Origin of the sequence: Streptomyces sp. B3I8 (genome assembly GCF_030816915.1) — a bacterium.
Lineage (GTDB): Bacteria > Actinomycetota > Actinomycetes > Streptomycetales > Streptomycetaceae > Streptomyces.
The window spans coordinates 4,835,579-4,848,958 of the sequence record NZ_JAUSYN010000002.1 but is presented as its reverse complement, the minus strand read 5'-3'; the positions used below and the strand labels follow the sequence as shown (position 1 = coordinate 4,848,958).

Sequence of the window (13,380 nt, the reverse complement as noted above, 5' to 3'; positions counted from 1 at the left end):
CCCTTCCTTACGTCACTTGGCGGCGGACGGGGCGTCCTCGCCGAGCAGCTTGCCGTCCGACGTCTCGAACTGCTTCTTGAACTCCGCGATGGCGTCGCCGACGGCCTGGAGGGTGTCGTCGGACATCTTCGCGCCCTCCTTGATGGAGGTCATGAGGCCCTGCTCCTTGCGGTGCAGGTGCTCCAGGAGCTCCTTCTCGAAGCGGCGGATGTCGGCGACCGGCACGTCGTCCATCCTGCCGGTGGTGCCGGCCCACACGGAGACGACCTGGTCCTCGGTCGGCATCGGCTGGTACTGGGGCTGCTTGAGCAGCTCCACCAGCCGCTGACCGCGCTCGAGCTGCGACTTCGACGCGGCGTCCAGGTCGGAACCGAAGGCGGCGAACGCCTCCAGCTCGCGGTACTGGGCGAGGTCGAGACGGAGCCGGCCGGAGACCTGCCTCATCGCCTTGTGCTGTGCGGAACCGCCGACTCGGGAGACGGAGATACCGACGTTCAGCGCGGGGCGCTGACCGGCGTTGAACAGGTCCGACTCCAGGAAGCACTGGCCGTCGGTGATGGAGATGACGTTGGTCGGGATGAACGCCGAGACGTCGTTCGCCTTGGTCTCGACGATCGGCAGACCCGTCATCGAACCGGCGCCCAGGTCGTCGGAGAGCTTCGCGCAGCGCTCCAGCAGACGGGAGTGCAGGTAGAAGACGTCGCCCGGGTAGGCCTCGCGGCCCGGCGGGCGGCGCAGCAGCAGGGAGACGGCGCGGTAGGCGTCGGCCTGCTTCGACAGGTCGTCGAAGATGATGAGGACGTGCTTGCCCTCGTACATCCACTGCTGACCGATGGCGGAACCGGTGTACGGCGCCAGGTACTTGAAGCCGGCCGGGTCGGACGCCGGGGCGGCGACGATGGTCGTGTACTCCAGCGCGCCGGACTCCTCCAGGGCACTCCGCACGGAGGCGATGGTGGAGCCCTTCTGGCCGATGGCGACGTAGACGCAGCGGACCTGCTTCTTCGGGTCGCCCGAGCGCCAGTTGTCGCGCTGGTTGATGATCGTGTCGACGGCCAGGGCGGTCTTGCCGGTCTGACGGTCGCCGATGATCAGCTGACGCTGGCCGCGGCCGATCGGGGTCATGGCGTCGACGGCCTTGTAACCGGTCTCCATCGGCTCGTGCACCGACTTGCGGGCCATGACGCCCGGAGCCTGCAGCTCCAGCGCGCGGCGGCCGGACGTCTCGATCTCGCCGAGGCCGTCGATCGGGTTGCCGAGCGGGTCGACCACGCGGCCGAGGTAGCCCTCGCCCACGGCCACCGACAGGACCTCGCCGGTGCGGGTGACCGGCTGGCCCTCCTCGATGCCGCTGAACTCGCCGAGGACGACGCAGCCGATCTCGCGCTCCTCGAGGTTGAGGGCGAGACCGAGGGTGCCGTCCTCGAACTTCAGCAGTTCGTTGGCCATGGCCGAGGGCAGGCCCTCGACCTTCGCGATGCCGTCGCCGGCAAGGCTGACCGTACCGACCTCCTCGCGCGAGGCCGCGTCCGGCTGGTACGACTGGACGAAGTTCTCCAGCGCGTCCCGGATCTCCTCCGGCCGGATCGTGAGCTCCGCCATCTGGGTTCCCTGCTCTCCTTGTTGGGCCCGAAGTTTCACTTTGGGGGGATTCTCAAGACTCCGGACTCCCCCCATGAACGAGGTGAATCCTCTGCACGGCCCAACGCGGGCCGTATTACTACGTCGTGTGCGGTGCCGCCGGCTCGCCGGTCAGCTCGCCATACGCCGGGTGGCGTCCTCGAGCCGGTCCGCGATCGATCCGTTGATGACCTCGTCACCGACCTGCACCCGGATCCCGCCGACGACCTCGGGGTCGACGTCGAGGTTGAGGTGCATCGGGCGGCCGTAGAGCTTCGCGAGGGCGGCGCCCAGGCGCTGCTTCTGCGGGTCGCTCAGCGGTACCGCCGAGGTGACGATCGCGACCATCCGGTCCCGCCGCTCGGCGGCGAGCCTGGACAGGGACTCGAGTCCCGACTCCAGGCTACGTCCCCGGGGCGCGGTGACGAGTCGCGTCACCAGACGCTCGGTGACGGGCTTGGCCCGGCCGCCGAGCAGACGGTGCAGCAGCTCGCTCTTGGACGACGCCGGGGCGGCGCTGTCGGTGAGCGCGGACCGCAGCCCGGTACTGGAGACGACGATCCGGGCGAACCGGAACAGCTCGTCCTCCACCTCGTCCAGTGTGCCGTTGCGCTGGGCGGCGGTGAGGTCGGCGATGTTCGCCAGCTCCTCCAGCACGTCCACCAGGTCGCGCGAACGCGACCAGCGGGAGCGCACCGTGCCGGACACGAGGTCGAGCGCGGTGCCGCCGATCTGGCCGGCCAGCAGCCGGTGGGCGAGCTGGGCCTTGGCCTCGGCGGGCTGCGCCGGGTCGGTGAGGACCCGGCGCAGACCGGCCTCGCGGTCCAGCAGCACCGTGACGGCGGCCAGCTCGTCGGCGAGCGCGCCGGCGTCGGCGGACGTCGAGTCGGTCAGCGCGTCGAGGCGCTCGCGTGCGGCGGCCAGCGCCCCACGGCTCGCTCCGTGCGTGGTCATCGAGCCGCCTCGGCCTTCGACGGGGCGTCGGCCTTGTCCTCGAGGTCGTCGAGGAAGCGGTCGATCACTCGGCTCTGGCGGGCGTGGTCCTGAAGGGACTCACCCACGAGCTTGCCGGCGAGGTCGGTGGCGAGCCGTCCGACATCCTGCCGCAGCGTGTGCGCGGCGGCCTTGCGGTCCGCCTCGATCTGCGCGTGACCGGCGGCGATGATCTCCTCACGCTGCCGCTGGCCTTCCGCGCGCATCTCGGCGATGAGCGCGGCACCCTGCTCCTGCGCCTCCTGGCGCAGCCGCGCGGCTTCGTGCCGTGCCTCGGCGAGCTGGGCCTTGTACTGCTCGAGGACGCTCTGGGCCTCGGTCTGCGCGGCCTCGGCCTTCTCGATACCGCCCTCGATGGCTTCCCGTCGCTCTTCCAGAACCTTGTTGATGTTCGGGATGAGCTTCTTGAACAGGAAGCCGAAGACGATGACGAAGGCGATCAGGCCGATGACGAGCTCGGGGATCGGCGGGACGAGGGGGTTCTCCGTCTCCGCCGCGAGCTGAACCAGGGGGCTCACATCAGTGCCTTTCGTCTAGTCGGCTGGGCTGAATCAGCTGGTCACTTGCCGAAGACGAACGGCATGACCAGACCGATCAGCGCCAGGGCCTCACAGAAGGCGAAGCCGAGGATCTGGTTGGCGCGGATCAGACCGGCGGCCTCGGGCTGACGGGCCAGGGCCTGGGTGCCGTTGCCGAAGATGATGCCGATACCGACGCCGGGACCGATGGCAGCGAGGCCGTAACCGATGGAGCCGAGCGAGCCGGAAACAGCGGCAAGGGTCTGGGACATGCCAGTTCTTCCTTTTCTTTGCGGACCGGTGGGGGTTGGCCACCGGACGATGAGGGGCGGGAGCCGGGGTGCTCAGTGGTGCTCGGCGAGCGCACCCTGGACGTAGCTGCAGGCCAGGAGGACGAAGACGTACGCCTGGACGGCCTGGATGAAGAGCTCGAACACCGTCATCACCAGGACCATGACGAACGAGACGCCGGCGTAGGCGATCCCGATGCCGTTCAGCAGGTACCAGCTGGCGATCGTGAAGAGCAACAGGAGGGTGTGGCCCGCGAACATGTTCGCGAAGAGTCGCACGGCGTGCGTGAACGGCCGGATGAACAGGTTCGAGAAGAACTCGATGGTCATCGACAGCGGCAGCACGGGCCCGATGGAGGGGTCGTAGCCCGTGACGTTCTTGAAGAAGCCGACGAATCCCTGCCGCTTGAACGTCAGGGCGATCCACGTCACCCAGACGATCAGTGCGAGCACCAGCGGGTAGGAGATGATCGCCGTCACGGGGAAGGCCGCGAGCGGGACGATGGACCAGAGGTTCATCATCCAGACGAAGAAGAACAGCGAGACCATGAAGGGCACGTACTTCTCGCCCTCGCGCTTGCCGATGGTCTCGTAGACGATGCCGCGACGGACGAAGTCGTAGCCGGCCTCGGCGACCATCTGCAGCTTGCCCGGGACGACCTTCGGCCTGGCGAAGGCGGCCCAGAAGAAGCCGACGATGACGAGCGAGCCGATCAGCGCGAGCAGCATCGTCTTGTTGAAGTACAAGTTGCTGTCCCCGTCGCCCCACAGGGGCTCGAACAGGAACGAGTGCAGGCCCGGAGCGGGGAAGCCACAGCCGTCGAAGATGTGGCAGTCGGTCTCGAAGGCGAGCACCTGCGTCGGGTCAGCACTCACCGCGGGCTCCTTCAGCGTGGCGCATGGGTACGGCAACCTCGTTGTGTCGGCGCGGCAAGCGGCCGCGGGTCGGCACTGGACTGGTGTTTCGGATGTGGGGGCGGCCGGGGGGCATCGAGCCTCGCGATTGAGCAGGCGTCAGCTCTTGTGCCCGCGCCCGCGATGCCGCAGTTGGCACCGGACCATAGCAGGATCTCCTGGTCGGCTTTATCTCGGCCCTATCCCTCACGGCCTCGACCCTGTGGTCGTGGACCGGTCGCCGTGCCCCGAGTCGGGCTCGACGTAGAAGATCTTGGCCTTCATGTGGGCCCGGGCCTGCGCCGCCATCCACACGAGCGTGGAGACGACCAGACCCACGGCGAACGCCCGGGGGTTGAACAGGGTCGTGTCCTTGAAGAGCCCCATGAAGATGATCAGCAGCAGGAGTTGGGCGACATACAGCATCAACCCCATGGCCTGGAACAGGTGCGGAAGCGATTTTGCCGTCCACTGCAGGACGTACAGGCCGATTCCCATGAAGAGGATGGCGAGCACCGCACCGACCGCGGCGCCGAGCGCGCCCTTGCCGCCGGCGACCCCGGCACTGACCGCGACGGCGATCGCGCCGGCAGCCGCTGTGGGCACAGCGGTCTGCAACAGGTTCCGTGCGTCATTGGACGGCATGGCGGCTACTCCGCATTGCTGGTGGGGGCAGGTGTCGTCATGGACGAGCGTAGTCCCGGGAAGAGGTGGAACCTCTCGGCCGAGGGGCCGTCGATTGACGCCTCTTGGCTCTGTCCTGGGTTCTCGTGAACCGTATCACAAACTATTTGATGAGGTCTTTACCTGGTTGGTGTGCTAGCTGTCACACATGAGGGTGAACCTGCGCGTCTGCGCGAAAACGGGGCCCAGTTGTCTGGTATTGCCCCGCTACGCACCCCCACGTTTTGGCAACGCGTTAGTCAGATTCTTACCTTGGGAAGTTCACGGGGAGGTCTGGCGACGGCCCGGGAAAGGCCAGCGGAAGGTCACCTCCGCGCGCGAACTCCCAGCGCGCTGGCCCCATTTGCCCCGGCCACCGCAGGCGTCCGCCGCTCGGCGTCGGCGCCGGCTCCGGCGTCGGCGCCGTCCTCCGCCGCCGGCCCGCTCGCCTCCGCGCACTCGGCCGAGGCGGACAGGGCCACCCTCCGCCGCCGGTACCGGGGCGGCACGATCCGCTGTGCCCACCTCGGGGCCCGCGGCCGGAACCGGGGCAGCAACAGCAGGACGAGCCCCACCGCGCTCAACGCCGCGATGCCCAGCACGATCCACATGGACGCCGAGTTGACCGAGTACGCCAGCGTCCCGAACGCGATCAACGCCGACCAGAAGTACATGATCAGCACGGCCCTGCTGTGCGAGTGCCCGATCTCCAGCAGTCGGTGGTGCAGGTGCCCCCGGTCCGCCGCAAACGGCGACTGTCCGCGCCAGGTGCGCCGCACGATGGCAAGCACCAGGTCGGCCGCGGGCACCGCGATGATGGTGAGCGGCAGCAGCAGCGGGATGTAGACGGGCACCGTCTGGTGCACGGTCTCCCGCTCGGAACCGGAGAAGAGGTTCATCGCGTCGGGGTCGATCTGCCCGGTGATGGAGATGGCCCCCGCCGCCAGGACGAGGCCGATGAGCATCGACCCGGAGTCGCCCATGAAGATCCGCGCGGGATGGATGTTGTGCGGCAGGAAGCCGAGGCACATGCCCATCAGGATCGCCGCGAACAGGGTCGCCGGGGCCGCCGCCTCCAGCCCGTAGCCGTACCAGATGCGGTAGGCGTACATGAAGAACGCGGCGGAGGCGATGCACACCATGCCGGCCGCGAGGCCGTCGAGGCCGTCGACGAAGTTGACCGCGTTGATGGTGATGACGACGAGCGCGACCGTGAGCAGGGTGCCCTGCCACTGGGTGAGCGCGAAGGTGCCGACGCCCGGGACGGGCAGCCACAGGATGGTCAGACCCTGGACCACCATCACGCCCGCGGCGATCATCTGGCCGCCGAGCTTGATCAGCGCGTCGATCTCGAACTTGTCGTCGAGCACGCCGATCAGCCAGATCAGCGCGGCGCCGGAGAGCAGCGCGCGCGGCTCGTTGGAGTTGGAGAAGACCGCGTTCAGATTGGTCAGGTGGTCCGCGACCAGCAGCCCCGCGCACAGTCCGAAGAACATCGCGATGCCGCCGAGGCGCGGGGTGGGCTCTCTGTGCACGTCCCGGGCGCGGATCTCCGGCATGGCTCCGGCCACGATCGCGAACTTCCGTACCGGTCCTGTCAGCAGATACGTCACCGCGGCCGTGATGCAGAGCGTCAGGAGGTATTCACGCACGGGCTTCCCCACAGGTCTCGCTGGCCATCCTCAGCCCCACACCCTAGCCGTGTCGTGCATATGGGTGAGGACTTACGGGTAGCGACGATGGTTGCACGTGCGGCCGTGCACGGGGCGCGCCCACCCGGTACCCGCCGGATCACAGGGCAAATTGATCCGGATACGGCGGAAATCTCCCGGTGAGATCCGCGACCGCGTCGCGCACTTCGCGCGCCTCACCGCCCCGGCCGTCCTCGCCGGACCTCTTGAGCACGGTCCCGAGCAGCCGCCCGATCCGAACCATCTCGGCCTCCCCCATGCCCTGCGTGGTCACCGCGGCGGTGCCCAGCCGCAGGCCGCGGGCGTCGCCGTGCGGCAGGGCGCAGGTGTCCAGGACGAGCCCGGCGGCGGCCAGCCGGCCGCGGGCGGTGCGGGCGTCGACGCCGAGCGGGGCGGGGTCGACGGTGAGCAGGTGGGTGTCGGTGCCGCCGGTGGTGACCGACATCCCCTCGGCGGCCAGGGCGCCGGCGAGCGCGCGGGCGTTGACGACGACCTGGTGGGCGTAGGCCGCGAAGGCCGGCGTCGCCGCCTCGCCGAACGCGACGGCCTTCGCGGCGATCGCGTTCATCTGGGCCCCGGCCTGCGTGAACGGGAAGACGGCGCGGTCGATGCGGTCGGCCAGGTCCGCGCCGCACAGCAGCATGCCGCCGCGCGGGCCGCGCAGCACCTTGTGGGTGGTGGCGCAGACGACGTCGGCGTACGGGACGGGGCTGGGCGCCGCACCCCCGGCGACCAGGCCGATGGGGTGCGCGGCGTCGACGACGAGGTGTGCGCCCACCTCGTCGGCGATCGCGCGGAAGGCGGCGTAGTCGGGGTGGCGGGGGTAGGAGATCGAGCCGCAGACGATCGCCCTGGGCCGGTGGGCGCGAGCGAGGGCGCGGACCTGGGCGTAGTCGATCAGGCCGCTGTCGGCGTCGACGCCGTAGCCGACGAAGTCGAACCAGCGGCCGGAGAAGTTGGCGGGCGAGCCGTGGGTGAGGTGGCCGCCGAAGTGCAGGCCCATGGCGAGGACGGTGTCGCCGGGGCGCAGCAGGGCCGCGTAGGCGGCGAGGACGGCGGAGGAACCCGAGTGGGGCTGCACGTTGGCGTGGTCCGCGCCGAAGAGGGCCTTGGCGCGGTCGACGGCGAGGCGTTCGGCGGCGTCGACGATCTCGCAGCCGCCGTGGTACCGGGCGGCGGGGTAGCCCTCGGCGTACTTGTTGGCCAGGGCCGAGCCGAGGGCCGCCAGCACGGCGGGCGAGGTGAAGTTCTCCGCGGCGATGAGCTGGAGGGTGGTGGACTGCCTGGTCAGCTCGCCGAGGAGGAGGTCGGCGAGCTGCGGGTCCTGGTGGCGCAGGAGGTCGGCGGGTGGCGCGGGCGGGACGACCGTCATGGGGCGCTCCGGGGGGGTGACGGCGGCTTATCCCCCACGGTAGGCCCGAGGGCGCGCTCACGCCTGCGGGCGCCCCCGCGGCGGGGCCGGGTGCGGGGGCGCGGCCGCGCGTGCCCGGTGGGTCACGTGCGGGCCGGCACTCCGGTCAGGGCGGTGACGACCGGGTCGAGGGCCTCGTTTATCTCCTCGCCGATGGAGCGGAAGAAGGTCAGCGGCGCACCGTAGGGGTCGTAGACCTCGTCCGCCTCGGCCGTGGGCGCGAGGAGCCAGCCCCGCAGTGCGGCGGCCGCCCGCACGAGCGCGCGCGCACGCGCGATCACGCCGTCCTCGAGCGGCGGCAGTGTCGCCATGTCGATCGCGTTCACCAGCCGCGTGAACTCCTTGAGCGTGAAGGTCCGCAGCCCCGCCGAGTGCCCCATGGAGATCACCTGCGCCCGGTGGTCCCGCGTGGCGGTGAGCACCAGGTCGGCCTCGATGACGTGCTCGTCGAGCAGTTCCCGCCCCACGAACCCGGAGGCGTCCGCGCCGAAGTCGGCCAGCACGGTCTCCGCGTTGGCCTCCATGGGCGCGCCCTCGTGCCCCCAGGTCCCCGCGCTCTCGACGACGAGACCGCCCCACAGGGGGTCGCCGAGCCGGTCGGCCAGGGCGTGCCGGGTGAGCCGCTCGGTGATGGGCGAGCGGCACACGTTGCCGGTGCTGACGTGGAGGATGCGGAAGGTGTCGCCGGGAGCGCCGTACGCCGGGCTGCCCCACCCGCCCCCGTTGCCTATGCCACGCATGGGGGTCCCCCCTGCTCGAGCGCAGCCGAGAGCTCGGGGGATTCGGGGGCCGTCAATTCGCCACCTCGAGGTCGGGTACCACCTTGCGCAGCTCCTCCGCCGAGAGCGCGCCCTGGCGCAGCAGCACCGGGACCTTGCCGGTGACGTCGACGATGGAGGACGGCACGTTGCCGGGGGTGGGGCCGCCGTCGAGGTAGACGGAGACGGAGTCGCCGAGCATCTCCTGCGCGGCGTCGCAGTCCTCGGGCGCCGGGTGGCCGGTGAGGTTGGCGGAGGAGACGGCCATGGGGCCGACCTCGGTGAGCAGTTCGATGGCGACGGGGTGCAGCGGCATGCGCACGGCGACCGTGCCGCGGGTCTCGCCGAGGTCCCACTGCAGGGACGGCTGGTGCTTGGCGACGAGCGTGAGGGCGCCCGGCCAGAACGCGTCGACGAGTTCCCAGGCCATCTCGGAGAAGTCGGTGACGAGGCCGTGCAGGGTGTTCGGGGAGCCGATGAGGACGGGCGAGGGCATGGTGCGGCCGCGCCCCTTGGCCTGCAGCAGGTCGCCGACGGCCTCCGCGGAGAAGGCGTCGGCGCCGATGCCGTAGACGGTGTCGGTCGGAAGCACCACGAGTTCACCGCGGCGCACGGCGGAGGCCGCCTCGCGCAGCCCGGTCGCGCGGTCGGTGGCGTCGTTGGTGTCGTATCGCCGTGCCATCTGGGGGGCCTCCTCGTACGCGTGCTGCATCGTGGTCAGGGGCGCGGGCCGGTTCACGGCAGCGCCTTGCGGGCGGTCGCGAACCGCGGCCGGTTGTTGAGGTCGGGGTGGTCGGCCGCGTCGGCCCAGCCCTTCTCCTCGGCGAAGATCCACGGCACCTGGCCGCCCTGGGTGTCGGCGTGCTCGACGACGACGACCCCGCCGGGCCGCAGCAGCCGGTGCGCGGTGCGTTCCAGGCCGCGGATGAGTTCGAGGCCGTCCTCGCCGGAGAACAGGGCGAGTTCGGGGTCGTGGTCGCGGGCCTCGGGGGCGACGTACTCCCACTCGGTGAGCGGGATGTACGGCGGGTTGGAGACGACGAGGTCGACCTGGCCGTCGAGGTCGGGGAAGGCGGTCAGGGCGTTGCCCTGGCGCAGTTCGACCCTTGACCCCTCCATGTTCTTGCGGGCCCACTCGTGGGCGTCCTCGGACAGCTCCACGGCGTGGACACGCGAGCGCGGGACCTCCTGGGCGAGGGCGAGCGCGATGGCGCCGGAGCCGGTGCACAGATCGACGATGCACGGCTCGACGACGTCCATGGCCCGCACGGCGTCTATGGCCCAGCCGACGACGGACTCGGTCTCGGGGCGGGGCACGAAGACGCCGGGGCCGACCTGGAGCTCCAGGTAGCGGAAGAAGGCGCGCCCGGTGATGTGCTGGAGCGGTTCGCGGGCCTCTCGGCGGGCGACGACCTCCCAGTACCGGGCGTCGAAGTCGGAGTCCTTGACGGTGTGCAGCTGACCCCGCTTGACGCCGTGCACGAACGCGGCCAGCTCCTCGGCGTCGGTGCGCGGCGAGGGCACGCCGGCGTCGGCGAGCCGCTGGGTGGCCTGGGCCACCTCCGCGAGCAGCACGCTGCGGGGGCTGGGGGTCCGCCCCCCGGGATTAGGCTGCACCGCTCGTCCTCCGGTAACTGTGTTCGTCCGTCCCTGCCCCGCGGCCGCCCTACGCGGCGGCGAGCTTGGCCGCCGAGTCCGCGTCGACGCAGGCCTGGATGACCGCGCCGAGGTCGCCGTCCAGGACCTGGTCCAGGTTGTACGCCTTGAAGCCGACCCGGTGGTCGGAGATGCGGTTCTCCGGGAAGTTGTACGTACGGATCTTCTCGGAGCGGTCGACGGTGCGGACCTGGCTGCGGCGGGCGTCCGCGGCCTCCTTCTCCGCCTCCTCCTGGGCCGCCGCGAGGAGCCTGGAGCGCAGGATACGCAGCGCCTGCTCCTTGTTCTGCAGCTGGCTCTTCTCGTTCTGGCAGGAGGCGACGACACCGGTGGGCAGGTGCGTGATGCGGACGGCGGAGTCGGTGGTGTTGACCGACTGCCCTCCGGGCCCGGAGGAGCGGTAGACGTCGATGCGGAGGTCGTTCGGATTGATCTCGACGTCGACCTCCTCCGCCTCGGGCGTGACGAGGACACCGGCGGCGGAAGTGTGGATGCGGCCCTGGGACTCGGTCGCGGGCACGCGCTGCACGCGGTGCACGCCGCCCTCGTACTTCAGCCGCGCCCAGACGCCCTGGCCGGGCTCGGTGGCGCCCTGGCCGCCCTTGGTCTTCACGGCGACCTGGACGTCCTTGTAGCCGCCGAGCTCGGACTCGGTGGCGTCGATGATCTCGGTCTTCCAGCCGACGCGCTCGGCGTAGCGCAGATACATCCGCAGCAGGTCACCGGCGAACAGGGCGGACTCGTCGCCGCCGGCGCCGGCCTTGATCTCGAGGATGACGTCCTTGTCGTCGTTGGGGTCGCGCGGGACGAGCAGCAGCCGCAGCTTCTCGGTGAGCTCCTCGCGCTGCTGCTCCAGCTCCTTGACCTCCGCGACGAAGTCGGGGTCGTCGGCCGCGAACTCGCGGGCGGTGCCGATGTCGTCGCCGACCCGCTTCCAGGTCCGGTACGCCGCGACGATCGGGGTCAGCTCGGCGTACCGCTTGTTGAGCCTGCGCGCGTTGGCCTGGTCGGCGTGCACGGCAGGGTCGGCGAGCTTCTTCTCCAGGTCGGCGTGCTCACCGACGAGTTCCTCGACCGCCTCGAACATCTCCGGCTCCCATGTGAAATGACGAACAGTGGCTGCACCGCAAAGCGCCGGCCCCGGCGCCCCCGCCATGACGGCGGGGACCCGGGGACCGGCGCTGAGGGTCGCTACTTCTTGGCAGCGGCAGCCTTGCCGAAGCGGGCCTCGAAGCGGGCCACGCGGCCACCGGTGTCGAGGATCTTCTGCTTGCCCGTGTAGAACGGGTGGCACTCGGAGCAGACCTCGGCACGGATGGTGCCGGACTGAATGGTGCTGCGAGTGGTGAACGACGCGCCGCAGGTGCAGCTGACCTGGGTCTCGACGTACTCGGGGTGGATGTCGCGCTTCAAGGTGTCTCCTAGGTTCGGGAGGGCGCCGGGTCGCAACCACGGGATGCGGGAACGTGAACCGGAGCCGACGTGCCAGTCTGCCAGCAACTGACCGCATCCCCCAAAACGGGGGGTTGGGGCCGGTTATTCCGGGGGGTGCGTGAAGGGCACGCGGCTGTGTCGATATGCGGCTCCGCCGCGTGGGCGCGATCTTTCGGGGGTCCGGGGGCGTAGCCACCCCCGGGGTCGGGACGGAAAGCGGCGGCGGGGGCGGGAGAAACCGCTCAGGACCCCGACACGACCCCGCTCGCCTCACCCGCCGCGGTCCCCTCCGTCGCGCTCGCGGGAACCGCCCGGTCCCCCTTCAGCGCCGCCCACACCTGCGCCGCCTTGGCCTCGTCCACCAGCACCCGGTTCCCGTTCGCCGGGTCGTACCGCACCGGCATGGTGACCATGTGCATCTTCTGAGCGCTGACACCCTTGAGTCCCCCCGCGAAGGACACCAGGTCCTTCACCGACCCGAGCCCGGAGTCGGTGGTCACCGCCCTCGTCGCCGTGTCCGCGAGGTCGTACAGCTTCTTCGGACTGGTCAGCACCCCGATCTGCTTCACCCGGGTGACCAGCGCCTTGATGAACGCCTGCTGGAGCTGGATCCGGCCGAGGTCGGAGCCGTCGCCCACGCCGTGCCGCGTGCGGACGAGACCGAGCGCCTGCCCGCCGTCGAGGGTGTGGGTGCCGGCCGGCAGGTCGAGATGGCTGTCGGGGTCGTCGATGGCCTTCGCCGTCGTCACCTTCACACCGCCGAGCTCGTCGACGAGCTTCTCGAAGCCCGCGAAGTCCACCTCCAGGAAGTGGTCCATCCGGATGCCGGTCATGGTCTCCACGGTCTTGACGGCGCACGGGACGCCCCCGGTGGAGTACGCGGAGTTGAACATGACGCCGGGTGCGGCGGGATGCTCCGCGCCGTCGGCTCCGGTGCACGCGGGGCGGTCGACGAGGGTGTCGCGCGGCACGGAGACGACGCTCGCCCGCTTATGGCCGTCGTACACGTGCACGATCATCGCCGTGTCGGAGCGTGCCGTGCCGTCGTCCGTGCCGCCGCCCAGTTTCCGGTTGCCGCCGGAGCGGGTGTCGGAGCCCAGTACCAGGATGTCCTCGGAGCCGTTGTCGACGTCGGTCGGGCGGTGGCCGCCCAGCGCCTGGTCGAGGTCGATGCTGCGGATGTTGCCGTTGAGCTTGAGGTACAGGTAGCCGACGCCGGCTCCGCCGAGCAGGAGGATGCCGAAGGCGATCCAGGACGTGAGGCGCAGGGCCCTGCGCCGCGCGCCGAGCGGCGTGCGGCGGCGGCCTCCGCCGCCCGCATCCCGTCCGGAGCCCTCAGGGCTCCTGGGGCCCGCGGGACCGGGGTCCGGGGTCACGGCGTCCGGTGTGCTGTCGGCGGGCATGTGCTCCTCGGTTCGCGTCGGGTCGTCCCCCCATGGTCACTCCGTTCGG

General features: G+C 70.6%; 14 protein-coding genes. All 14 read right to left on the bottom strand.

Going from position 1 to position 13,380, the window contains the following annotated elements; genetic code table 11:
• Positions 1 to 12 precede the first annotated feature (12 nt).
• On the bottom strand, positions 13 to 1,602 hold the full coding sequence (atpA, locus tag QFZ64_RS23840; protein WP_307068934.1) for a F0F1 ATP synthase subunit alpha: 1,590 nt from the start codon (positions 1,600 to 1,602) through the stop codon (positions 13 to 15).
• A gap of 150 nt (positions 1,603 to 1,752) precedes the next feature.
• Positions 1,753 to 2,574: a F0F1 ATP synthase subunit delta gene (locus tag QFZ64_RS23835; protein ID WP_307068931.1), complete on the bottom strand. Its 822-nt coding sequence runs from the start codon at positions 2,572 to 2,574 to the stop codon at positions 1,753 to 1,755.
• The gene (locus QFZ64_RS23830; protein WP_307068930.1) at positions 2,571 to 3,131 is read right to left on the bottom strand and encodes a F0F1 ATP synthase subunit B; all 561 of its coding nucleotides are present in this window, start codon (positions 3,129 to 3,131) and stop codon (positions 2,571 to 2,573) included. Before QFZ64_RS23830 ends, QFZ64_RS23835 begins: the two co-directional genes overlap by 4 nt.
• A 41-nt stretch (positions 3,132 to 3,172) precedes the next feature.
• Positions 3,173 to 3,403, bottom strand: a complete 231-nt coding sequence (gene atpE / locus QFZ64_RS23825; protein ID WP_006142454.1) for an ATP synthase F0 subunit C — start codon at positions 3,401 to 3,403, stop codon at positions 3,173 to 3,175.
• 72 nt (positions 3,404 to 3,475) lie between these two features.
• Entirely contained in the window at positions 3,476 to 4,297 is an 822-nt protein-coding gene (gene atpB, locus QFZ64_RS23820) for a F0F1 ATP synthase subunit A (RefSeq protein WP_307068925.1), read from the bottom strand.
• Between the two features lie 225 nt (positions 4,298 to 4,522).
• A complete protein-coding gene (locus QFZ64_RS23815; protein WP_307068923.1) occupies positions 4,523 to 4,960 on the bottom strand; it encodes a hypothetical protein in 438 nt (145 codons plus the stop codon).
• 344 nt (positions 4,961 to 5,304) lie between these two features.
• Positions 5,305 to 6,630 (bottom strand): MraY family glycosyltransferase, encoded by a 1,326-nt coding sequence (locus QFZ64_RS23810; protein WP_307068921.1) that lies wholly within the window; start codon positions 6,628 to 6,630, stop codon positions 5,305 to 5,307.
• Between the two features lie 139 nt (positions 6,631 to 6,769).
• A complete protein-coding gene (gene glyA, locus QFZ64_RS23805) occupies positions 6,770 to 8,041 on the bottom strand; it encodes a serine hydroxymethyltransferase (protein ID WP_307068919.1) in 1,272 nt (423 codons plus the stop codon).
• A 122-nt stretch (positions 8,042 to 8,163) separates the two neighbouring features.
• Positions 8,164 to 8,820: a protein-tyrosine-phosphatase gene (locus QFZ64_RS23800; protein WP_307068917.1), complete on the bottom strand. Its 657-nt coding sequence runs from the start codon at positions 8,818 to 8,820 to the stop codon at positions 8,164 to 8,166.
• Positions 8,821 to 8,872: 52 nt separating this feature from the next.
• Complete coding sequence (locus QFZ64_RS23795; RefSeq protein WP_307071844.1) at positions 8,873 to 9,520, bottom strand: L-threonylcarbamoyladenylate synthase; 648 nt, start codon at positions 9,518 to 9,520, stop codon at positions 8,873 to 8,875.
• 53 nt (positions 9,521 to 9,573) lie between these two features.
• The gene (gene prmC / locus QFZ64_RS23790) at positions 9,574 to 10,413 is read right to left on the bottom strand and encodes a peptide chain release factor N(5)-glutamine methyltransferase (RefSeq protein WP_307071843.1); all 840 of its coding nucleotides are present in this window, start codon (positions 10,411 to 10,413) and stop codon (positions 9,574 to 9,576) included.
• A 91-nt stretch (positions 10,414 to 10,504) separates the two neighbouring features.
• Positions 10,505 to 11,581 (bottom strand): peptide chain release factor 1, encoded by a 1,077-nt coding sequence (prfA, locus tag QFZ64_RS23785; protein WP_307068916.1) that lies wholly within the window; start codon positions 11,579 to 11,581, stop codon positions 10,505 to 10,507.
• A gap of 104 nt (positions 11,582 to 11,685) precedes the next feature.
• A complete protein-coding gene (gene rpmE, locus QFZ64_RS23780; RefSeq protein WP_006142443.1) occupies positions 11,686 to 11,907 on the bottom strand; it encodes a 50S ribosomal protein L31 in 222 nt (73 codons plus the stop codon).
• A gap of 263 nt (positions 11,908 to 12,170) precedes the next feature.
• The gene (locus QFZ64_RS23775) at positions 12,171 to 13,331 is read right to left on the bottom strand and encodes an LCP family protein (protein WP_307068911.1); all 1,161 of its coding nucleotides are present in this window, start codon (positions 13,329 to 13,331) and stop codon (positions 12,171 to 12,173) included.
• Positions 13,332 to 13,380 lie beyond the last annotated feature (49 nt).

What these genes read in the sequence shown, in the direction of transcription:
- QFZ64_RS23835 (WP_307068931.1), bottom strand. Translation starts at nt 2,574, where the DNA reads ATGACCACGCACGGAGCGAGCCGTGGGGCGCTGGCCGCCGCACGCGAG.
- atpE (WP_006142454.1), bottom strand. Translation starts at nt 3,403, where the DNA reads ATGTCCCAGACCCTTGCCGCTGTTTCCGGCTCGCTCGGCTCCATCGGT.
- QFZ64_RS23775 (WP_307068911.1), bottom strand. Translation starts at nt 13,331, where the DNA reads ATGCCCGCCGACAGCACACCGGACGCCGTGACCCCGGACCCCGGTCCC.
- glyA (WP_307068919.1), bottom strand. Translation starts at nt 8,041, where the DNA reads ATGACGGTCGTCCCGCCCGCGCCACCCGCCGACCTCCTGCGCCACCAG.
- atpA (WP_307068934.1), bottom strand. Translation starts at nt 1,602, where the DNA reads ATGGCGGAGCTCACGATCCGGCCGGAGGAGATCCGGGACGCGCTGGAG.
- QFZ64_RS23795 (WP_307071844.1), bottom strand. Translation starts at nt 9,520, where the DNA reads ATGGCACGGCGATACGACACCAACGACGCCACCGACCGCGCGACCGGG.
- prfA (WP_307068916.1), bottom strand. Translation starts at nt 11,581, where the DNA reads ATGTTCGAGGCGGTCGAGGAACTCGTCGGTGAGCACGCCGACCTGGAG.
- QFZ64_RS23815 (WP_307068923.1), bottom strand. Translation starts at nt 4,960, where the DNA reads ATGCCGTCCAATGACGCACGGAACCTGTTGCAGACCGCTGTGCCCACA.
- QFZ64_RS23800 (WP_307068917.1), bottom strand. Translation starts at nt 8,820, where the DNA reads ATGCGTGGCATAGGCAACGGGGGCGGGTGGGGCAGCCCGGCGTACGGC.